Source organism: Streptomyces sp. NPDC059452 (assembly GCF_042750035.1).
GTDB lineage: Bacteria > Actinomycetota > Actinomycetes > Streptomycetales > Streptomycetaceae > Streptomyces.
In genome coordinates this window covers 81,171-102,173 of the sequence record NZ_JBHYVE010000024.1, presented here as the reverse complement: position 1 = coordinate 102,173, position 21,003 = coordinate 81,171, and the positions used below count along the sequence as shown (strand labels likewise).

The following is a 21,003-nucleotide window of genomic DNA, read 5'->3' as shown; positions in this document are numbered from 1 at the left end:
GAGGGATCGGGGCACGCGCATGCGTGACCGATGGGATGGACAGGGCGTGGACCGGGGGTGTTGTGTCAGCGGCCGTACGAAATGGGGTCGAGGCCTGAATTGACATGCCCACACCCTGTGTTATGTACAATGTCACAGGGCACACCCGATGGGGAAGACCTGAGGGCGAATCCGATGCGACTTCCGGGTGAACGACGCCTAGAGAGAACGCCGTTGGGGGCCCGGGGGACTCTTACCGACCCGGGAACCATGAACCCTGAGGAGCTGCGCAACGTGACATTGTATAGTGAGGTGACAAATCGCTTGAAGGGGAACGCATGAGTGAGCTGAAGTCCCGCAAACTCATCTCGGTGCAGGAGCACCTGCGCGACCAGGTGGCCAACGCCCTGCGCGCCGCGCTGATAGCGGGAGAGCTGCAGCCCGGCGTGATCTACTCGGCGCCCACCCTGGCCGCCGAGTACGGCGTCTCCGCCACCCCCGTCCGCGAGGCCATGCTGGATCTGGCCCGGGAGGGCCTGGTCGAGGCGGTGCGCAACAAGGGGTTCCGCGTCACCGAACTCTCCGAACGCGACCTGGACGAGTACACCGAGATCCGTGCGCTCATCGAGATCCCCACCATCGGCCGCGTGACCCGGTCCGCCTCACGCGAGCAGTTGGAGGCGCTGCGGCCGGTGGCCGAGGAGATCGTCGCCGCCGCGCAGAGCGGCGACCTGATCGGCTATCTGGAGTCGGACCGCCGCTTCCATCTCGACCTGCTCGCCCTCGCGGGGAACGCCCGGCTCGTCGAGACCGTGGCCGACCTGCGTAAGCGCTCCCGGCTCTACGGGCTCACCGACCTGTCCCAGGAAGGGTCGTTGGTGGGCTCGGCGCAGGAGCACACCGCCCTTCTGGACATCATGATCGCCGGGGACGCGGAGGGGGCCGAGGAGCACATGCGCCGCCATCTCGCGCATGTGCGGACCCTGTGGGCGGCCCGGAAGCAGGAGGCCGAGCGCCTCTCCCCGGCTCACAGGCTCGGCGCCCGCTGAAAGTCCTGAGTACCGGCGGGACAAGGCGCGTTGACGACGTCCGTCGTGCCGTCGCCCGGTGCCGGGACCAGTCCGGTGGCGACCGCCCAGGCGCCGAGGGCGATCGTGCCGTGGCCGCAGGCCGTGGAGAAGCCGTCCTTGTGCCGGAAGGGGGCGCCGAGGTGGGCCCCCGTGTCGTCCGGTGGGACCAGGAAGGCCCCGTACATGTCGGCGTGGCCGCGTGGTTCGCCGCACAGCAGGGCCCGGGCCCTGCACCCCGGCGTCGGCCATGGCGGTCGTGATCGGTCCGGTGTACGGGCGGGCGGTCCCGATCGGTCCGGTGTACGGCGGGTGGACAGTCCTCATCGGCTCGGTGCACGGGTGCGCGGTCCCGATCGGCCCGGTGTGCGGGCCGGGCGTCATACCGTGAACCCCGCCGGGTACGGGTCCGTCGGATCGAGCAGGTACTGCGCGGTCCCCGTGATCCAGGCGCGGCCGGTGACGGAGGGCAGGACGGCGGGGAGGCCGCCGACCGTGGTCTCCGCGAGGATCCGGCCGGTGAACCGGGAGCCGATGAAGGACTCGTTGACGAAGTCCGCTCCGGCCTTCAGCACGCCCCGCGCGTGCAGTTGGGCCATCCGCGCGCTGGTTCCCGTACCGCAGGGCGAGCGGTCGAACCAGCCGGGGTGGATCGCCATGGCGTGCCGGGAGTGCTCGGCGGTCGAGCCGGGTGCCTCCAGGTAGACGTGGTGGCAGACGTCGATCGCGGGGTCCTCCGGATGTACCACCGGGTTCTGCGTGTTGACCGCCTCCATCACGGCCAGGCCCGCGTCGAGCAGCCGCTGCTTCTCCGACCGGTCGAAGGGGATGCCGAGCTCCTCGGTGCGGACGACGGCGTAGAAGTTGCCGCCGTACGCGATGTCGTAGCGGACCGGGCCGAACCCCTCGACCTCGACGACCTGGTCCAGCGCGTGGCTGTAGGACGCGACGTTCTCCAGGGTGACCGATTCGGCGCGGCCCTCGCGCACGGCGACCCGGGCCGTGACCAGCCCGGCGGGGGTGTCGAGGCGGACGACGGTCTCCGGCTCGACCGCCTCGACCATGCCCGTCTCCACGAGGACCGTCGCCACCCCGATGGTGCCGTGACCGCACATCGGCAGGCAGCCGGAGACCTCGATGAACAGGACGCCGAAGTCGGCGTCCGGCCGGGTCGGGGGCTGGAGGATGGCTCCGGACATGGACGCGTGGCCGCGCGGCTCGCACATGAGCAGGGTCCGCAGCCCGTCGCGCTCCGCCATGAACCGCTGCCGCCGTTCGGCCATGGTCGCCCCCGGCAGGACGCCCACCCCACCGGTGATGACCCGGGTCGGCATCCCCTCGGTGTGCGAGTCGACCGCGTGGTAACAGACCTGGGAACGCACGTCAGTTCACCCCTGCGTCGATGAGGGCCTGGGTGGCGGAGCGGACCACGGCCCCGGTCTCCGGGTCCAGCGCCTGCCGGGGCGGACGGCAGGCACCGCCGGTCCGCCCGATCAGGTCCTGGCCGAGCTTGATGGCCTGGACGAACTCGGTCCGGCTGTCCCAGCGCAGTACGGAGTGGAGCCGGCGGTAGAGCGGGAGCGCGGTGTCGAGATCGCCTGCCAGCGAGGCGTCGTAGAGGTCGAGGCAGGCGCGCGGGAAGACCTGGGGGTAGCCGGCGACCCAGCCCTTCGCCCCGGCGACGGCGACCTCCAGGAGGGTGTCGTCGGTGCCGATGATGAGGTCGAGCCCGGGGGCGAGTTCGTTGATGGCGTAGCACCTGCGGACGTCGCCGGAGAACTCCTTCACGCCCACGATGAGCCCCTCGGCGTGCAGCTTGGCCAGCAGCTCCGGGCGCAGGTCGACCTTGGTGTCGATGGGGTTGTTGTAGGCGGTGACGGGGAGACCGGCGGAGGCCACCATCGCGTAGTGCTCCAGCACGGCGCGGTCGTCGGCCCGGTAGGCGTTGGGCGGCAGGCACATGACAGCCTGACAGCCCGCGTCCTTGGCGAACAGCGCGTGCCGCCTCGCCTCGATCGCCCCGTACGCTCCGACGCCCGGCATCACGGTGAAGCCCTCGGGGGCGTTGGCGACGGCGGTCTCCACGACGCGGTCGCGTTCCTCGTACGTCAGGGTCTGGTACTCGCCCAGCGAGCCGTTCGGGGCGACGCCGTGCAGGCCCTGCTCGGCGAGCCAGGCGACGTTGTCCCCGTACGCGCCGAAGTCGACGGCGAGGTCCCGGCCGAAGGGGAGGCTGGTCGCGACGATGACACCGTGCCAGGGCGTACGTGTACGGGGGCCGGTGCCGGTGCCGGTGCGGGTGCAGTCCATGGGAACTCCTCAGGTGTGATCGGAAGCGGACTCTCCGAACTCTCCGGACTCTCCGGAATCGGCGAGCACGCCGAGGGTGACGGGGGTCGCGATCAGCCGTTCGGCGGGGGCGTACGGCTCGTCGCGGGTCACGAGGCAGTGCACGGCGGGCCCGCACATCCGGCCCTGGCACCAGCCCATACCGGCCCGGGTCAGCTGTTTGACCTGCCGGTGACCGGTGGCCGGACCGTCGGCGCGGGCGGACCGGACCGCCCCCGCGGTGACCTCTTCGCACCGGCAGACGGGGGTGTCGTCGGTGAGCCATGCGGGCCAGGCCGACGGGAGGGTGTGCGCCCGCCCCATCGCGCGGGCGAAGGCGCGGTGCCGGGCCACGGCTCCACGCTCGGCGGCCAGGCGCCGGGCGTTCGGCCGACCGGGCGCACGGAGGTCGGTGAGCACCGATACGGCGGCGACGCGCCCCTCGGCCACCGCGAGCGCGGCCCCGCCCACACCGCAGGTCTCGCCCGCCGTGTAGAGGCCGGGCACCGTGGTGCGCTGTCCGTCGTCGACGGCGGTGGCCATGGTGCCGTCCCCCACGTCGGTGAGGTCGCAGCCGAGCGGGAGGAGGAGGTCGAGCTGCGGGACGAAACCCCAGCCGACGCCCACGGTGTCGGCCTCGATACGGCGTTCCGTACCCGGGCGCGGGCGGCCGTCGGCGTCGAGGGAGGCGGTGCGTACGACGGCGACTCGCCCGTCTCCGCCCCCCTCGGCGCCGACGATCGCCGTACGGGTGCGGATCGGGACCCGGTGCCGGGCGAGCGTGCCCGCGTACCGGGCCGCCTCGGCCCACTTGGCCGGGTTGCGCAGCAGCGGTACGGGGTGGCGCAGCCAGGCCGAGGGCGCCGCCGCCTCGCACACCGTCACGACCTCGGCCCCGCGCTCGGCGAGGGCGGCGGCGACCGGCAGCAGGAAGGGGCCCGTACCGCCGAGGACCACCCGGCGGCCCGCCACCACTCCCCCGCCCTTGAGCAGCGACTGAAGGCCCCCGGCGGTGAGCACGCCGGGAAGATCCCAGCCGGGGAAGGGGAGTTGACGGTCGTACGCACCCGTCGCCACCAGCAGCGCAGGTGCGCGCAGCACGACGGCCCGCTCCTCGGGCGCCCGGGTGCGGTCCACGGCGTGGACGGTGAAGCCGCCCTCCTCGCGGGCCGTGGTCCACACGTGGTGGTCCAGCAGCAGGGTGAGCCTGCCGGTGCGTTCGTGCGCGGAGAGGGTGGCGCGCAGGGCCCGGTAGGTGCGCAGGCCGTAGTGGAGTCCGGCGGTGGGGAGGGCCTGCCGTGCGTGGTCCGGGGGGTGGCGCCAGAACTGGCCGCCGGGGGCCGCGCCCGCGTCGACGAGGACGACGCGGAGCCCGCCGTCCAGGGCGGTGGCGGCGGCCGCCATACCGGCCGGGCCCGCGCCCACCACCACAAGGTCATGGGGCTCGCTCAACGCCACGGGATCACGGGGATCACTCATCGCCATGAGGTCACGGGGTTCACCCGTCGCCACAAGGTCACGGGGTTCACCCGTCGCCACGAGTTCATGAGGCTCACTCATCGTCGGCCTCCCCCGTCGTGACGGCCATGCCCGGGCGGGCCCGGACCAGGCAGGCGCGCTGTCCGCCCGTTCCGTCGACGGTCACCAGGCAGTCGTAACAGACGCCGATCCCGCAGAAGATGCCCCGGGGCCGCTGCCCGGTCCGGGTGGTCCGCCAGGCGACCCGGCCCGAGGCGACGAGCGCGGCGGCCAGGGTCTGTCCCGGTACGAACGGCAGCGGTTCGCCGTCCACGGTGAACGCGGTCACTGCTGTCACTTCGGCACACCTCCGGTGGTGAGGAGTCGGTCGGGCAGGAGGCCGGTGTGGGCGGCCGGGTCGGCGCCGCGCCAGGGGCGGCCGAGCAGCTGGGCGGTGACCAGGGCTCCGGTCCCCGGGGCGAGCCCGATGCCCGCGCCCTCGTGGCCGCACGCGTGGACGACGCCGGGGACGCGGGGGTCCGGGCCGATGACCGGCAGATGGTCCGGGCAGTACGGGCGGAAGCCCCGGTAGGCGCGGATCAGATGGGTGGTGCGCAGGAACGGGAAGAGGCGGCACGCCTGGGCGGCGAGCGCGGCGACGACGGCCGGGTTCATGGCGGTGTCGAAGCCGACGCGCTCGCGGCTGGCACCGATCAGGATCGTGCCCGCCCTGGTGCCCTCGACGACGCACGAGGTCTCCAGCCCGGCGTTGCTGGAGGCCACATCGGCGACGTAGTCGGCGGCGTACACCTTGTGCCGGATCATCGGCGGCAGCGGTTCGGTGACGAGGACGAAGCCCCGGCGGGGCAGGATCTCGACCGGGGCGCCGAGCCGTCGGCCGACCTCGCCGCCCCAGGTCCCGGCCGCGTTCACCACGGCGTCGGCGGGGAGCACCGCGCCGTCGGCGGTACGGACTCCGGTGATCCGGCCGCCGGGCCCGGTGACCGCCGCGACAGCCTCGCCGGTCCGCACCCGTGCCCCTCGCCGGACGGCGGCGCGCAGCAGTCCGGCCGCCGCGAGGACGGGCTGCACCTGGGCATCCTGGGGGTAGTGGACGCCACCGGGGAGCCCGGGGGCGAGGTGCGGTTCGAGGTCGCGGACGCGGTCGGCGGGTTCGGTGCGGACACCGGACGCCGCCTGGCTCGCGGCGAACGCGTGCAGGGTGGTGAGGGCTTCGGGCGTACTCGCGACGACCAGGCCGCCCTTGGCCTCGAACTCGACGCTCTCTGCGCCGAGTTCCCCGGCGGCCTCGTCCCACAGGGCGCGGCTGAGGCGGGCCAGCTCCAGTTCGGGGCCCGGGGCCTTGTCGGAGAGGAGGATGTTGCCCTCGCCCCGGCTGGTGGTCCCGGCACCGACCGGGCCCCGGTCGAGGACCGTGACGCCGAGGCCCGCCGAGGCGGCGTGGAACGCGCACGCGGCACCCACGATGCCCGCGCCCACGACGACGACTTCCATGTCACCCCCAGCAGCTAGTGCAATGTCACATGCCATTGCTCAGGCTATACATCCGCCCGATCCGAAGACAACGGCGCCGACGGGGTGACTTTCGGCCGGGTCCGGCACCCCGTGGAGGCGCCCTTCAGGGGGCGTCCCTTCAGAGGGCGTCCCCTTTAGAGGGCGTCGAGACCGCGCAGCCCCTCGCGGGCCATGCCGTTCTGCCGGGGGTGGTCGGCGGCTCCGGGCAGGGCGAGGGCGGTCTCGAACTCCTGCCGGGCCTCGGCGTGTCGGCCCGCCGCCGCGTACGTACTGCCCAGCCGGATGCGTACCTCCATCTCCAGCCAGGTGCTCGCGCCCGGCGTGAGCGTGGACAGGGCCTCGCGGTGGATGTCGACGGCGGAGCACAGACTGCCCTGGACGTGCTCCGCCGTCGCGAGCCGGGACAGGGTCGCCGCGTGCAGGGTCAGGTCCTCCGCCTCCCGGGCCAGCCCGACCGCCCGCCGCAGCAGGTGCGCGGCCTCCGCGTGCCGCCCGAGGGCCAGTTGGGCGTCGGAGACGAAGCACAGGGCGTTGCTGATCGTTCTGGGGCGGCCGTTCTTCTCGGCGATGGTGAGCGCGGTGGTGTAGTGCTCCAGGGCCCGTTCGTGCCGGCCCTGCTGGGAGAGGAGCGCGCCGAGGTTGCAGGACGCGATCCCGGTCAGCCAGTCGTCGCCGATCCGGGCCGCCGACGCCACCGCCTCGCCCAGGTGCGCGACGGCCCCCTCGATGTCCCCCAGAATCCATGCGGTGGAGCCCAGCCCGGCGATCGCCCGGGCCTGTTCCCGCGGGTCGTCCTGGCCACGGCCGAGACGCAGCGCCTCGGTGAACCAGGCGTGCGCCTGCCGGAACCGCCCCTGGTAGATGTCGACCATCCCCATGCAGTTGCGCAGCGACGCGGCCATCCGCCGGTCGGCCCCCAGGTCCGCGCACGGCAGCGCGAGCTCCAGGACGGCACGGCACTCGTGGTAGCGGCCCTGGTGGACCAGCGGGTCGACCAGGGCTTCGGCGATCCGGCAGGCGTGGTCGAACCGGTCGGCGGCAGCCGCGTACGCCACCACATCGACCAGTTCGCCGCCCGCCGCCCTCAGCCACGCCGAAGCCTCCCGCCAGCCCGGGAAGGGCGAACCGCTCGTGACGTCGGGGTCGCCGGAGAAGCCTTCGGGCCCCCAGTCCCCGGCGATGCGGCCCGCCGCCGTATAGAGGTCCAGGATCGCGGTGCGGTCCGCGTCCGCCTCCTCGGGCGCTTCGGTGGCGAGATGCCGCGCGTGGGCCCGTACGAGGTCGTGCAGCCGGTAGCGGCCGGGGTGCGGCTGCTGGAGCAGGCTCGCGTCGACCAGGTCCTCCAGGAGGTCTTCGGCCTCCTCCCGGGGAACGTCCAGCATCGCGGCGAGGGTGAGCGCGTCGAAGCGGGCGGTCGGGGCCAGGCCCAACGCCCGGAAACCGCGCCGCAGTTCCGGGGTGAGCTGGTCGTACGACATCCGGAACGCCGCCTCCACGCTGCGGTCCCCGGCCCGCAGCTCGCCGAGGCTCCGCGCGTCGTCGGACATCCGGCCGGCCAGGAAGGCCAGGGTCCAGGACGGGCGGTTCTGCAGCCGGGCGCTCGCGATGCGCAGCGCCAGGGGCAGACCGCCGCAGCGCCGGGCGAGTTCGAGGGCCGCCTCCGGCTCGCGCTCCGCCCGGGACTCCCCGATGAGCGCCCGGAGCAGGCCGACGGCTCCGGGGGTGTCCAGCGGTTCCACGGTGAGCCGCAGATCGGCGTCGAGGCCGAGCAGCCGCTGCCGCCCCGCCACCAGGACCCGGCTGCCCGGTCCGGCGGGCAGCAGCGGGCGCACCTGCGCGGCGCTGCGGGCGTCGTCGACGACCAGGAGCAGGCGCAGCTCACTCGTGGCCGCGCGCCAGGCCGCGACGAGGTCCGCCATGTCGTCCAGGTCGTCCGGGATCGCGTCCCCGCCCCGGACCGCCCGCAGCAGTCGGCGCAGGGCCCTCTGAGGGGTGACGCTCTCGTGGGCGGCGCCGTGGCTGTGCAGGTCCACGAAGAGGCAGCCGTCGGGGTAGGCATCACCGAGCGCCCGGGCGGCGCGCACCACCAGGGCCGTCTTGCCGACGCCCGCCGTGCCGTCGACCGCCACCACGGAGACGCCCTCCGGGGAGACGGGGGCGGTGAGCAGGGTCAGTTCCTCCTCCCGGCCGATCAGGCAGGCGGTGTCGCCGGGGAGGTCGTTGCGCCGGGGGCGGGAGGGGGCGGGGGTGGGGGTGGTGCGGTCGGGGGAGGGGTCGGGCGGCCCTGGGGCGGAGGCGGAGGCGAAGGCGGGGGCAGCGGCTGGGACGGCGGCTGGGGTGTCGGTTGCGGTCGGCCCCGCCTCGCGGCTGCCCGTCGCGGTCGGCCCCGCCTCTCGGCTGCCGGTCGCGGTCGGCCTCTCCTCGCGGCTGCCAGTTGCGGTCGGCCCTGCCTCACGGCTGCCGGTCGTGGTCGACCCCGCCTCGCGGCTGCCAGTTGCGGTCGGCCCTGCCTCACGGCTGCCGGTCGTGGTCGACCCCGCCTCGCGGCCGAGCAGCGTCAGTTCGTCCCGGCGCAGCACCGCCTGGTGCACGCGGCGCAGTTCATCGCCCGGCTCCATACCGAGCTCGTCGAGGAGGCGGCGCCGCGTCTCCTGGTAGAGGTCGAGCGCCTCGGCCTGCCGGCCGCTCCCGTACAGCGCCCGCATCCGCAGTCCGGCGAGCGGCTCGTCCAGGGGCTGGGCCAGGGGCGCCGCCATGAGGGCGTCCAGCGCCTCCGGGTGGCGCCCGAGCAGCACCAGGCACTCCGCCCGGTCCTGATGCAGGGTGCGCCGCTGCCGGGCCAGGCGGGTGCGCTCGGTGTCGGCGAGCGGTCCGGGCAGTCCGGGCAGCGGCTCGCCCCGGAACAGCTCCAGGGCCCGGCCGCCGTGGACGAGCGCCGCGCCGAGGTCACCGGCGGCCTTCGCGCGCTGGGCGAGCCCGGCCTGTTCGGCGAGGTCGGCGAGGTCGGTCCGGGCTCCTTCGGGCGCGAAGCGGTAGCCGCCGCGCCCGCCCCGGATGACCGACCGGGCCGCCCCGGAACCCGTACCGGTGTACGCTCCGGCGGCCGCCCCGTCCAGGGCCTTGCGCAGCGCGTAGACGTAGCTCGACAGGACCCGGTGGCCCGTACCCGGGGTCTCGGATCCCCATACGTCGTCCAGCAGTTGCCCGTACGTCACGAAGGCGGGCGCCCGCAGGATCAGGGCCGCGAGCACCGCCTGCCGCCGTACCGGGCCGAGTGCGAGCCCCACCTCGCCACGCCGGGCCCTGACCGGCCCGAGCAGATCGATCCGTACGGACCCGTCCGCACCGGCCGGATGCGCGGCCGGTGTCTCTGCGTCCACGTCCATGTCGCCGTCCCCACGTCCCCCGTGCGCCCCGAGCCCGCGCAACTCCCCGGCCCCTGCTTCAGGTACCTGCTTCCCGTACCTGCTTCAGCGGAATTTCTTCGGTATTTCAGCGCGCCGCGACAGAGTTTGCCAGGTTGCGTCGGTGTCGGCGCCGCCGGGGCGCCTGCTCGGTCACCGGGGAACCGAGCAGGCCGGCGCGTCGTCGAGAGAGGAAGAACACCATGTCCCACGGCAATCGCGCTCCCGCCGCGCAGCCCACCCGCCGGGGTGCGCGCTGGGAGCGCTACCGGGTCGCCCACCCGTTCTCCGCCCAGGACCAGGCGGGCCTGTGGGGGCTGATCCTGGGTGTCGTGGCGCTGGCCCTGCTGTTCGGCTGGGCGCTCGACATGAAGGGCGGCACGGTCATCGTCCTGGCGATCCCCTTCATCATCTCCTGGTACGAGAAGCGGCGCACCGCCTTCCAGTTCGACGCGGCCGGCGCCCGGTTCGGCGAGCTGCTGCTGCCGTGGCCGGACGTCACGCAGTTCGTGGTGGCCACGCCGGACGACCGGCAGACGCTGATCGGTGCCCGGCTGCGCCCCGGAGCTGCACTGCCGCCCGGTGCGAACGGCCCGGCCCCGCACCCGGCCATGCCCGCCCAGCTCCATGTCGCCGTCCCGAGCGGCAAGTTCGACCTGGACAAGATGGTCCGCAAGGCCCGCAAGTACGCCCCGGCGCACATCCAGATCGTCGTCGCCGAGCCGACCGGGGAACGCCTCGCCTCCCAGCGGGACCGTTGATGGCGGACCGGCCGCGCCCGCCCCACCCCTGGGAACTGCCCCCGGAGAACCGGCCGTTGCCGGGGAACCCGTACGCCACCGAGAGCTTCGGCCCTCCGGTGGAGCCGGGCCGCCCCGCGCGGTCGGGCCAGGGCAAGAGCAAGAGCAAGGTGCCGCTGATCGCCGCCGCCGTCGTCCTGCTGCTCCTGGTGGCGGGGGGAGGGGTGTACGCCGTCACCGACGGCAGGTGGGGCGGCTCCGCCGCGCCCGGGGCTCCTGCGGCGAAGGAGAAGACACCGACTCCTGCGGAGACACCGTCCATTTCCGGGACGCCCTCCGCTCCCCCTTCGCCCTCGGTCGGCACGCCCGAGCCGAAGCGGATCCCGACGTCGGAGGAGATCAACGCCGGGCGCGCGCCGGGCGACGCCACGGCGTGGGTCGTCGACGACCCGACCGATCTGCCGGGGCGCAACATCCTGCTCCACGATCTGTGGATCGTCGGTGACACGGTCGTCCAGGCCATGCACCGGAAGGTCACCGCCTACCGGCTCTCGGACGGCGCCGAGGTGTGGAGCGTGCCGCTGCCCGCGCCCGTCTGCGAGACGCCGGTCAACCCGACCCCCGACGGCAAGGTCGTCGTGGTCTACAAGAACAGCCAGGCGCACAGCGGGAACCGGTGCAACCAGCTCCAGATGATCGATCTGCGGACCGGGAAGGCGGGGTGGCAGAAGGAGCTGACCGAGGCCTCCAGAGGCGACACGATCATCGTGCACACCGCCATCAGCGGCGATGTCCTCGCGGTCGTCCAGGGCATGAAGGCCGCCGCGTACGGGGTCGACGACGGCAAGAAGCTCTACGACATCCCGATGGAGAACCCCGGGAGGTGCTACCCGGACGACGTGGCGGGCGGCCCCCGGCTCCTGCTGCACTCCACCTGCGCGATCAGCGCCGACCGGGGCAAGACGTACAGCCAGCTCCGCGAGATCGTCCCGCGCACCGGGAAGGTCCGCTGGCGCCACCGGACCAAGGCGGGCTGGACGGTCGGCAAGGTGATCTCCGTCGCCCCCGCCGTCTTCACCACACGCGACGTCGAGGACAGGATCAACAACTGGCGGATCGCCGTCCTCGGTCCCGGCGGCAAGCTCCGTACCACCATCGACGCCCGGCCGAAGGGCTTCGCGTACTGCGGCGACTCAGGGGACTCGGGCCAGGGCATCCAGAACTGTCCGGGAATGATCGTCGGCAAGAACGCCGTCCATGTCGGGGGCACCGCGCAGGTGGGCGCCTACGACCTCTCCACCGGGAAGTTCGTCTGGGGCGTGAAGTCCGAGGAGAGCACCCTGCACCCCCTGCGCGAGGAGAACGGGACGTTCGCGCACGTCTACGAGCGGTCCCTGCCGGGCCGGGAGGGCGGGATCATCCGGCTCGGGCCGGGCGGGGTGGAGACGAAGAAGCAGGTGCTGCTCCATCCTCAGTCGGCCCGTGCCACGGAGTCCGGGATGTTCGCCGGGCGCCTGGCCTATGTGAAGGACCGGATCGTCATCACGCCGTCGATCGTGGACGGCGAGGACACCAGGCGCGAGGCCCGCATGATCTCCTTCGCTCCCGGGAGCCCATGAGGGTCCCCGAGAGCCCATAAGGGTCCCGGGGGCCCATGAAGGCCCCCGGGAGCCCGTGAGAGGCGCGAGCCCCGGACCCGGCCTCCCTATTCGGTGCGCAGAGCCGTGGAGGTTCGGGCTCCGGCGGCCCAGCAGGCGGGCGGGAGCGCGCCCAGGGTGGCGATGAGCAGGCCGCCGAGTGAGAGCGGGAGCAGTACGGCCCCGTGGTGGACGGCGATGACGGAATCGGGGAGGCGGAGCCCCACGCTGTCGCCCATCGCGGGGACGACCCAGCCGTGCAGGGCGACGCCGAGCGGCACGCCCAGAGCCCCCGCGACCAGCCCGGTCACGGCGACCGGGGTGAGGACCGTCGCGACCGTCTGCCGGGGGGTCATGCCGAGCGCCTTGTGGACCCCGATCTCCCGGACGCGCTCGCGGGTGTCGAGCAGCACGCCGTTGAGCACCCCGAGCGCGGCGACGGCGACGAGGATCAGCGTGAGGGTCACGGACAGCGCGTTGAGCGTGACGGCCATGTCGCCGCCGGTGTCGAGCCCGCCGGTCCGGGCGCCGGCCCCCAGCGGCGCCAGGTCCTCGTTCAGCGCGTCGACGTAACCGGTCACGTCGGTGCCCGACGTGACCGCGATGTGATGGCTCGTCTCCGTCAGGTCGGGATGCGCGGCCGTGAGGGTCGTGGCGTCGGTGAAGACCTGCATGCCGCCCCTGCGGGGGTCGAGGACCTCGCCGACGATCCGGACCGTGACCGGCTCGGCCAGGCCGTCCAGGGTGACGGTGGAGCCGATACGGGTGCCGGTGGCGGCCAGGAAGGGGGTGGGGACCACGGCCTCGCCGGGCTGGTCGATCCAGCGGCCCGAGACCATCGTGTAGCCGCCCCAGGAGGCGTCGCCGGTGAAGGCGATCACGTCGACGGTGCCGGTCAGGCCCGACACGGTCGCCCGTACCTTCGCGGCGCTGTAGTGCTTCCCGGTTCCGGCGGCGGCCCCGATGGCCGCCGTGACGGCGGCGGGATCGACCTCGGGCCGCTTCCCGGGGGCCGGGCTCTGAGGTCCGAAGTCCGGCGGGGGCGCGGGCACGACGACATCGGCGGCATCGTGGGCCCGGGCCTTCATCACCTCGCCGAGCGAGGCGACCGTCCCCACGGTGAACGTGACGGCGATGGTGCCGAACAGGACCGCCGTGCCCAGGGCCAGCGCGCGGGCGGGCCGCGCGAAGGGCCTCGCCAGGCCCAGGGCGACCGGCTGTGGCAACGGCAGCCGTCCGGCCAGACGGGCCGCCCACCGGCCGCGCCCCGCCGAAGCCGTACGGCCCACGGCGAGCGCGTCGACCGTACGCAGCCGCCCGGCCCGCAAGGCACTCGCCCACGCGGTCACCGCCACCAGCCCGAGCACCCCGGCGATCACCGTCAGGTCCACCCAGGGGGCGACGGCCAGGGACGAGGTGCCGTACACCTCCCCGGTCTCGGCCAGTACGGGGACGGCGAGCAGATGGCCGACGAGGACACCGAGGGCCGTGCCGACGGCGGCCGGGATCAGCGCCTGGCCCACGTAGGCCCGGACGACCTGGGCCGGGGTGAAGCCGACGGCCTTGAGGATGCCGATGCGGCGCGTCGCCGTGCCCACGGCCGACGCGACGACGTTGCCGACGACGAGCACCGACATGACGAGGCCCAGGGCGCCGAACGCGATGAGGAACGGGATGTAGAGGGCGGTGTCGCGCTCGGCGGACTTCCTGACGGTGAGCCAGGACTGTTCGCCGACGGCCGATCCCGGCGGCAGGGATTCCGTGACGGCCTTGCCGCCCGCGGTGATCTGCGCGGCGGTGTCCGCGTCGGTGAAGCGGTAGAGCATCTGGTGGCCGCCGCCGCCGGACGCGGTGAGGGCCGCCATCTGGGACGGCACCACCCAGGCGTCAGCGGTCCCCGTGACCGAGCGGGCCACACCGACCACCGTCAGCGTCGGACCGCCGGGCAGAGCCGGGAAGCCGATCTCCATGCCCATGGTGGGGAGGAGCGAGGAGTCGGCGGACAGCACGATCTCGCCGGGCCGCGTGGGCCACCGCCCGTCGAGCAGGGCCACCTCGTCGACGTCCCGGCCGGGATCGCCCCGGCCGACCACGGTCATCGGCCACCCGGGGCCCGGCCCGTCCGACCGTGGGGTGACCGTCGCCGTACGGAACGGCCCGGCCGCGCTGCTCACCCCTTCGGCCTCCTTCGACCGCGACAGCTGCCCGGCGCTCACCTCGCCCGCGTCGAAGTGCACGGACAGATGTGCGCCGTGCTGCCGGGCGAAGGCGTCGTCGAAGGGCGCGCCGGAGACCACCAGCAGCGTTCCGCCGAGGACGGAGGCGGCCACCGCCATCATCGTGGCGAGCCCGATCACCAGCGTCTGCACCCGGCGCCGTCCCACCCCCGAGCGCACCACCGTGCCGAGCGCGCTCATCGGACGGCCTCCGGGGCGACGGCCTGCGTCCGGACGTCCTCGGTGATCCGGCCGTCGGCGATCCGGACCGTACGGTTCGTGCAGGACCGGGCCAGTGCCAGGTCGTGGGTGACCACGACGACGGTCTGGCCCTCCGCGTTGAGTTCGGTGAGCAGCTTGCTGACGTCCTGTCCGGCGGCGGTGTCCAGGGCCCCGGTCGGCTCGTCGGCCAGGAGCAGCGCCGGCCGGTTCATCAACGCCCGGGCCACCGCGACGCGCTGGCGCTCGCCGCCGGACAGCCGCCCCGGGTGGGCGCGGGCGTGCCGGCCGATGCCCAGCAGTTCCAGGAGTTCCGCCGCCCGGCGGTCCGCTTCGCCCCGTGCCGTACCCGCGAGGCGCGCGGGCAGGACGACGTTGTCGGTGACGGTCAGATCGTCGAGCAGGTTGAAGAACTGGAAGACCATGCCGATCTTCGACCGTCGGTAGAGCGCCGATCCTGCTTCGCCCAGCCGGTCCACCCGCACCCCGTCCACGGTGACGGTTCCCGTATCGGGCCGGTCCAGGCCCGCGATCAGATTGAGCACCGTGGACTTGCCGCTGCCGGAGGGGCCGAGGACCGCGACGGCCTCGCCGGGCCGCACCGTCAGCGACACGTTGTCCAGAGCGGGCGGGCCGTCGTCGTAGCGGCGGCTCACCTCGCGCAGTTCGATCACCGGCGTGGTCATGAAGGGCTCCTTGCATACGGGTGGTCGGCCCCGTGAACGCTAGGAGCGGGCCCGGCCCGCGCGCGTCGCCCGTCCGGACCCCTTGCGGTACCGCGCCGGGACGATCCCCGGAGACGTCATCCCCGCGATGTAGTCGGGTGATGTATCCGGTGCGGTGGGAATGGCCACCGGGACGGACTCCGCAGCTCCGTGCGGCGGCGAGAATGAACCCGTGACGGACGTACGTACGACGCTGGAGCGGCTGCGGGAAGGTGCCCGCCGGGCGGTCCGCGATGCCGGGCTTCCGAGCGGTCCACCACTGCGGCCCACCCGGCGGGCCCGGCAGTTCGACGGGCTGGTGGCGCTGGTACTCGGAATCGCCACCGTCTACTACGCCATCGACAACGTCGGTGTCGTCGTGGTGCGTACGATCACGCCCGGCGTGGAGCACGTCGTTCCGCGCCCGTCCGGCCCCGGCGGCCTGGCCTTCATGGTGACCCTGGCGGCCCTGGCCTCGGGCGCTCTGGCGCTGCGCCGCCGCTACCCGCTCGCCGTGCTGTGCGTCGTGACGGTCGCGACCCTGGCGACTCCGCAGAGCGTCCTGCGGCTGACGTTCTACGCGTTCGTCGTCGCCGTCTACAGCGCCGTCGTGTACAGCCCGTACCGGGTGGCGGCCCTGGGGGCGCTGCCGGTGTCGGTCGTCCTGGTCGGCACCTCGGCGAACTCGGTGACCCCGATCGTCCCCACCGAGCACATCGCCCTGCTGATCCTGGTCCCGATGGCCGTGACCGCCGTCGGCCTGCGTACCTGGAAGCTCCGGACCGACGAGGGCCGCACCCGGCTCTCCGCCCTGGAGCACGAACAGGCCGAGGCGCTGCGCCGGGCCGTCGAGCACGAGCGGGCCAGGATCGCCCGCGAACTGCACGACGTCGTCACGCACAACGTCAGCGTGATGATCATCCAGGCGGGCGCCGCACGCAAGATCATGGGAACCTCCCCCGAGCAGGCCGGCGAGGCGCTGCTCGCCGTCGAGGCGGGCGGGCGGGCCGCCATGACCGAGCTGCGCCATGTCATGGGGCTGCTCACCATGGCCGACGAGGGCGAGGCGGCGGGCGGAGGCGCGGACCTGGCCGACCCGGCGGAGCTGGCCCCGCAACCCGGCCTGGACCAGCTGGAGACGCTGGTCGGTCGGGTCCGGGACACCGGGCTGCCCGTCGACCTGACCGTGACCGGAGCGCCCCGCCCCCTGCCGCCCGGCCTCGAACTCGCCGCGTACCGTGTGGTCCAGGAAGCCCTGACCAACACCGTGAAGCACGCGTCCGGCGCCTCCGCCGCCGTGACCGTCGAGTACGGACCGGAGCGGCTCCGGGTGGAGGTCACCGACACCGGTGGGGACCCGGGCGCGGGCGCGCCCGCCGGAAACGGCCGGGGCCTGATCGGGCTGCGCGAGCGCCTCGCCGTCCACGACGGAACCCTGAACACCGGCCGACGGCTGACCGGCGGCTACCGGCTGGAAGCACTGATCCCCTTGGAGACCCCGTGACCGAGCCGCTGCGCGTGCTCCTCGCCGACGACCAGACTCTGGTACGGACCGGCTTCCGGCTGATCCTCGGGGCCGACGGCATCGACGTCGTCGCCGAGGCCGTCAACGGGGCCGAGGCGGTCGAAGCGGTCCGCCGCACCCGTCCCGATGTGGTCCTGATGGACGTCCGGATGCCCGGGACGGACGGTCTGGAGGCCACTCGCCGCATTCTCACCGGCGCCCCCGGTGAACCCCGCGTCATCATCCTGACCACCTTCGACCTCGACCGGTACGTCTACGCGGCGCTCTCGGCCGGGGCCAGCGGCTTCCTCCTCAAGGACGTCACCCCCGAGCATCTGACCGCGGCCGTCCGCACGGTCCGTACCGGCGACGCGCTCCTGGCGCCCGCCATCACCCGCCGCCTCGTGCGGCGGTTCGCCCAGCGCGACGGCGACACCGCCGCCCTCCACCGCGACCTCGCCTCGCTCACCCCGCGCGAACTGGAGGTCCTCGGTCTGCTGGCCCGAGGACTGAGCAACGCCGAACTCGCCACCCGCCTCCATCTGGCCGAGGCGACGGTGAAGACCCACGTCGCCCGCATCCTCGCCAAACTCGGGCTCCGCGACCGGGTCCAGGCCGTCATCGTCGCCTACGAGACGGGGCTGGTCAGCGCCGGAGCTCGCGAGGCGCCCAGCAGTCCGCAAGCGCCTCCGCCGGGGTGAGCCCGGTGCCCCGGTCGTACGCCGCCCGGTGGGCGTCCTCGTCGAGGGCGGCCCGGACCGCCGCCGTGATGCGGTCGACGTCGCCGCGTTCGGCGGGGGGCAGGGGCATGCCGACCGATTCCCGGGCCGTGCGGGCCGCGCCGAGCAGCAGGGCCGCGTACGCGGGGTGTCCCGCGAGGGCGTGTGCTCCGGCCAGGCCCTCCAGGGCGAGCGCCATGGCCCGGGGGTCGCCGGTGTTGTACGCGGAGGTCCAGCCCTCCCGGTGGAGGCGCAGGGCCTCGGCCGCCTGGCCCCGCTGTTCGGCGATGAAGCCCAGCTCGGCCAGGACCAGGGCGCGGCCGGGTTCGAAGGACATGGCCGTCTGCCACTCCAGCGCGTGGCGCATATGGGTCTCGGCGGTGTCGAGCCGGCCTTCGCGGCGGGCACCGAGGCCGAGGCCGATCCCGGCGTGGATCTCCCCCGGCTTGAAGCTGTGTTCGGCCGCCAGCCGCATCGCCCGCTGGTGGAAGGCGCGGGCCCGGGCGTGGTCCCCGGTGAGCATGGCGGTGGAGCCCAGGCCGGTCAGCCGGTCGGCGGCCTCCGGCCAGAGCCCCAGGTCCTCGGCCCGGCGCAGCCCCTCCTGGTGGAGCCGGGCCGCACGGTCGTAGTCGCCGGCCATCTCCGCCAGCGCGGCAAGCGGCTCGACGGTCTGCAACTGGCCCCAGTCGTCGGCCAGTTCGGCGAAGAGTTCGGTGCTGCGGTGTCCGTCGCGCGCGAGCCCGTCCAGGTCGCCCCGGACATGGGCCTGGTTGGCCCGTACGCTCAGTGCCGCGGCGGTGCCCCAGGTGTCGCCGAGCACCCGGAACCCTTCCAGCGCCCCCTCGATGAGCTCCTCGCTGGTGGCCTGGTCCCCGACGCCGAACAGGGCGAAGCCGAGGAACCACTGGGCCCTGGCCCGCTCCCGCCGGTCCGTGACATCGCGGGCGAGCTCCACGGCGACCCGGCCGTACCGCGCCCGCTCCGTACCGTCGCCGATGAGCACGGCGAACCCGGCCCGCCACGCCCGCGCCCGGGACCGCAGCGGTTCCGGGGCCCCCGGCCCGGCCGCCGTGAGCGCCGTGTCCAGGGACCGGGTGGCCTCGCGCAGCCTGCCCCGCAGGAACCAGTACCAGGTCAGCGCGTTGGCCAGGCGCAGGGCCTCCTCGGCCGCACCGTCGCCGTCCCCGGACCGGAGCACCCGCCGCAGGTTGGCGGTCTCCGTGTCCAGGGCGCCCAGCCGGTGGCGCTGGCCGGGGCCGTGGATCAACGGGGCTGTGCGCTCGGCCAGTTCCGTGTAGTAGCGGCGGTGGCGGCGGTGCGTCGCGTCGCTCTCGCCCGCCTCGTCCAGGCGGGCCAGGCCGTACTGCGCGACCGATTCGAGGAGCCGGTAGCGGGGCCCGTCGCCGCCGTCGGCCATGACGACCAGGGAGCGGTCCACCAGCCGGGCCAGCAGGTCCAGGACCTCGTCCCGGTCCACACCCTGCCCGGCGCAGACCTCTTCCGCCGCCTCCAGGGTGCAGCCGTCGGCGTGCACGGCGAGCCGACGGAGGACGGCGCGCTCGGGCCCGGTCAGCAGGTCCCAGCTCCAGTCGATCATCGCCCGGAGCGTCTGCTGACGGGGCGGGGCGCCCCGGTAGCCGGTGGCGAGGAGCCGGAAGCGGTCGTCCAGCCGGGCGACCAACCCCCGTACGCCGAGGGCCCGTACGCGGGTGGCGGCCAGTTCGAGTGCCAGGGGGATTCCGTCGAGCCGACGGCAGATCACCGCGACGTCCCGGGCGTTGTGCGCGTCGAGCGTGAAGCCGGGCGAGGCGGCGGCGGCACGGGCGGCGAACAGCGCGACGGCACTGGAACGGGCCACCTCGTCGAACTCCGGCTCGCGGGGCGGTCGCCCGGTCCCGTCGTTCCGGGGCACCTCCAGCGGAGGAACCGCCCACACCACCTCGCCCAGCACCCCGAACGGCTCCTGGCTGGTGGCCAGGAGCCGTAGGCCAGGTGCGCGCTTCAGCAGGAGTGCCGCGAGCTCGGCGACCGCGTCGACGATGTGCTCGCAGTTGTCCAGGAGCAGCAGGAGGCGCTTGCCCGACAGCGCCTCCGCGAGACGCCCGGCGGCCGGGGAGAGGCCCCGCTCACCGGGCGAGGCGGGCCCCGTGTCCTCCCGGATGCCGAGCGCCGCCATGACGGCCTCCGCCACCGCGTCCACCGTGTCCGCGCTGTCCGTACGGCCCAGCGCGGCCAGCTCGACCAGCCAGGCACCGTCGGGGAAGCCGTCGGCGAGCCGGGCCGCCGCCTCCAGCGCCAAGCGGGTCTTGCCGACGCCCCCGGAGCCGGTCAGAGTCACCTGGCGCGCGGTGGCGAGAAGGCGCTCCACTTCGGCCAACGCCTCCTCACGGCCGATGAGTTCGGTCAGCGGGGCGGGCAGGTTCGTGGCGGGGCGCCGCCGGTCCGGGGCGGCGGAGGGGGCGGTCAGCTCCGGGGCCCGTTCCAGCATCGCCTGGTGTAGGGCGGTGAGTTCGGGGCCCGGGTCCAGGCCGAGTTCGTCGGCGAGCCGGGCCCGTAGCTCCTGGTATCCGGCCAGCGCCTCACCCGCCCGCCCGGCGGCGTACAGCGCGCGCATCTGAAGGCCGCGCAGCCGCTCACGGAGCGGGTGGCGCCCGACCAGCTCCTGCAACTCCCCCGCTACGGCGACCTGTTCACCCAGCTCGATCCGGGCCTCGGCCAGCTCCTCCACGGCGGCGAGGTGGCTCTCTTCGAGGCGAGTGATGAGCGGACGGGCGAAGGCGGTGTCCTCGAACCCGGAGAACGGGGCGCCACGCCACAGGCCGAGCGCCTCGGTCAGCAGAGCCGCGCGGGACCGTGGGCCGTCGGCGGCCCGGGCGCGCGCCACCAGGGCCAGGAACCGGCCCAGGTCGACGCTCTCCGGCCCCGTACGCAGCAGGTATCCGTCATCGCGCAGGGTCAGCAGGTCGCGGCCCCCCGGCTCTGCGTCGCCGAGCACCTTGCGCAGTTGCCAGACCCTGGTCTGGAGGGCGGCGGCGGGGTTGCCCGGGAGTCCGCCCCCGCCCCACACCTCGTCCACGAGGCGGTCCGCGCTCACCGGGTGCCCCTCGTGCGCGAGGAGGGCGGCCAGCAGCGCCCGGGTCCTGGCACCGGGCACCGTGACGGGGCTGCCGTCGGCCGTCCACACGGCCAGTGACCCCAGCACCCCGAATCGCATGGTCGTCACCGTAACGCAGCGCTGTGACGTGCGGTGAGCCGGTCGACAGCGAGTGGAGAGCCGGTCGTGAGCGGCCCACCGCAGTGTGGGCACCGTCCATCACCGTCGGCGCCCGGCCGACCCCGAGCAGGAGTGTCCGATGCCCGACATGACGACAGCGTCCCCCGCCCCCGAGGGACAGCCCCAGGCCCTCGAAGGGCCGTCCCCGGCCCCCGAGGGACAGTCCCCGGCCCCCGGCAGAACACCCACGGCTCCGGCCGCCACGGAGGAGAGAGCCG

At 74.2% G+C, this 21,003-nt stretch carries 15 protein-coding genes; 5 read left to right on the top strand and 10 right to left on the bottom strand.

Annotated elements, in window-relative coordinates; genetic code table 11:
* Nucleotides 1–317: 317 nt before the first annotated feature.
* Entirely contained in the window at nt 318–1,028 is a 711-nt protein-coding gene (locus tag ACFW9Z_RS27755) for a GntR family transcriptional regulator (protein ID WP_384645303.1), read from the top strand.
* Here the strand turns inward: ACFW9Z_RS27755 and ACFW9Z_RS27750 are convergent.
* From ACFW9Z_RS27750 to ACFW9Z_RS27720, 7 genes are all read right to left on the bottom strand, one after another.
* Nucleotides 1,007–1,234, bottom strand: coding sequence for a proline racemase family protein (locus tag ACFW9Z_RS27750; protein ID WP_384645302.1), 228 nt, complete (start codon nt 1,232–1,234; stop codon nt 1,007–1,009). The genes ACFW9Z_RS27755 and ACFW9Z_RS27750 overlap by 22 nt on opposite strands.
* A 192-nt stretch (nt 1,235–1,426) precedes the next feature.
* On the bottom strand, nt 1,427–2,428 hold the full coding sequence (locus ACFW9Z_RS27745) for a proline racemase family protein (RefSeq protein ID WP_384645301.1): 1,002 nt from the start codon (nt 2,426–2,428) through the stop codon (nt 1,427–1,429).
* A 1-nt stretch (nt 2,429) separates the two neighbouring features.
* Nucleotides 2,430–3,356 (bottom strand): dihydrodipicolinate synthase family protein, encoded by a 927-nt coding sequence (locus tag ACFW9Z_RS27740; protein WP_384645300.1) that lies wholly within the window; start codon nt 3,354–3,356, stop codon nt 2,430–2,432.
* 9 nt (nt 3,357–3,365) lie between these two features.
* Nucleotides 3,366–4,853, bottom strand: coding sequence for an NAD(P)/FAD-dependent oxidoreductase (locus ACFW9Z_RS27735; protein WP_384645299.1), 1,488 nt, complete (start codon nt 4,851–4,853; stop codon nt 3,366–3,368).
* Between the two features lie 73 nt (nt 4,854–4,926).
* A complete protein-coding gene (locus ACFW9Z_RS27730) occupies nt 4,927–5,190 on the bottom strand; it encodes a (2Fe-2S)-binding protein (RefSeq protein WP_384645298.1) in 264 nt (87 codons plus the stop codon).
* The gene (locus ACFW9Z_RS27725; protein WP_384645297.1) at nt 5,187–6,347 is read right to left on the bottom strand and encodes an NAD(P)/FAD-dependent oxidoreductase; all 1,161 of its coding nucleotides are present in this window, start codon (nt 6,345–6,347) and stop codon (nt 5,187–5,189) included. The genes ACFW9Z_RS27730 and ACFW9Z_RS27725 overlap by 4 nt, the downstream gene beginning before the upstream one ends.
* A gap of 155 nt (nt 6,348–6,502) precedes the next feature.
* The gene (locus ACFW9Z_RS27720) at nt 6,503–9,754 is read right to left on the bottom strand and encodes a BTAD domain-containing putative transcriptional regulator (RefSeq protein WP_384645296.1); all 3,252 of its coding nucleotides are present in this window, start codon (nt 9,752–9,754) and stop codon (nt 6,503–6,505) included.
* Between the two features lie 221 nt (nt 9,755–9,975).
* Between ACFW9Z_RS27720 and ACFW9Z_RS27715 the strand changes: the two genes are divergently transcribed.
* Nucleotides 9,976–10,533 (top strand): hypothetical protein, encoded by a 558-nt coding sequence (locus ACFW9Z_RS27715; RefSeq protein WP_384645295.1) that lies wholly within the window; start codon nt 9,976–9,978, stop codon nt 10,531–10,533.
* Nucleotides 10,533–12,131 (top strand): PQQ-binding-like beta-propeller repeat protein, encoded by a 1,599-nt coding sequence (locus tag ACFW9Z_RS27710; RefSeq protein WP_384645294.1) that lies wholly within the window; start codon nt 10,533–10,535, stop codon nt 12,129–12,131. Before ACFW9Z_RS27715 ends, ACFW9Z_RS27710 begins: the two co-directional genes overlap by 1 nt.
* 86 nt (nt 12,132–12,217) lie before the next feature.
* Here the strand turns inward: ACFW9Z_RS27710 and ACFW9Z_RS27705 are convergent, their stop codons facing one another.
* Together ACFW9Z_RS27705 and ACFW9Z_RS27700 are read right to left on the bottom strand one after the other, a co-directional pair.
* Nucleotides 12,218–14,566 carry an ABC transporter permease gene (locus tag ACFW9Z_RS27705; RefSeq protein ID WP_384645293.1) on the bottom strand — a complete coding sequence of 783 codons (2,349 nt, stop codon included), beginning with the start codon at nt 14,564–14,566 and terminating at the stop codon, nt 12,218–12,220.
* A complete protein-coding gene (locus ACFW9Z_RS27700; protein ID WP_384645292.1) occupies nt 14,563–15,270 on the bottom strand; it encodes an ABC transporter ATP-binding protein in 708 nt (235 codons plus the stop codon). The genes ACFW9Z_RS27705 and ACFW9Z_RS27700 overlap by 4 nt, the downstream gene beginning before the upstream one ends.
* 160 nt (nt 15,271–15,430) lie before the next feature.
* Here ACFW9Z_RS27700 and ACFW9Z_RS27695 point away from each other — a divergent pair, with 160 nt between their 5' ends.
* Together ACFW9Z_RS27695 and ACFW9Z_RS27690 are read left to right on the top strand one after the other, a co-directional pair.
* Nucleotides 15,431–16,792 (top strand): sensor histidine kinase, encoded by a 1,362-nt coding sequence (locus tag ACFW9Z_RS27695; protein ID WP_384645291.1) that lies wholly within the window; start codon nt 15,431–15,433, stop codon nt 16,790–16,792.
* Nucleotides 16,789–17,493, top strand: coding sequence for a response regulator (locus ACFW9Z_RS27690; RefSeq protein ID WP_384645290.1), 705 nt, complete (start codon nt 16,789–16,791; stop codon nt 17,491–17,493). Before ACFW9Z_RS27695 ends, ACFW9Z_RS27690 begins: the two co-directional genes overlap by 4 nt.
* Here ACFW9Z_RS27690 and ACFW9Z_RS27685 read toward each other — a convergent pair.
* Complete coding sequence (locus tag ACFW9Z_RS27685) at nt 17,438–20,725, bottom strand: BTAD domain-containing putative transcriptional regulator (RefSeq protein ID WP_384645289.1); 3,288 nt, start codon at nt 20,723–20,725, stop codon at nt 17,438–17,440. The two genes, ACFW9Z_RS27690 and ACFW9Z_RS27685, sit on opposite strands and share 56 nt — an antisense overlap.
* Between the last annotated feature and the right edge of the window lie 278 nt (nt 20,726–21,003).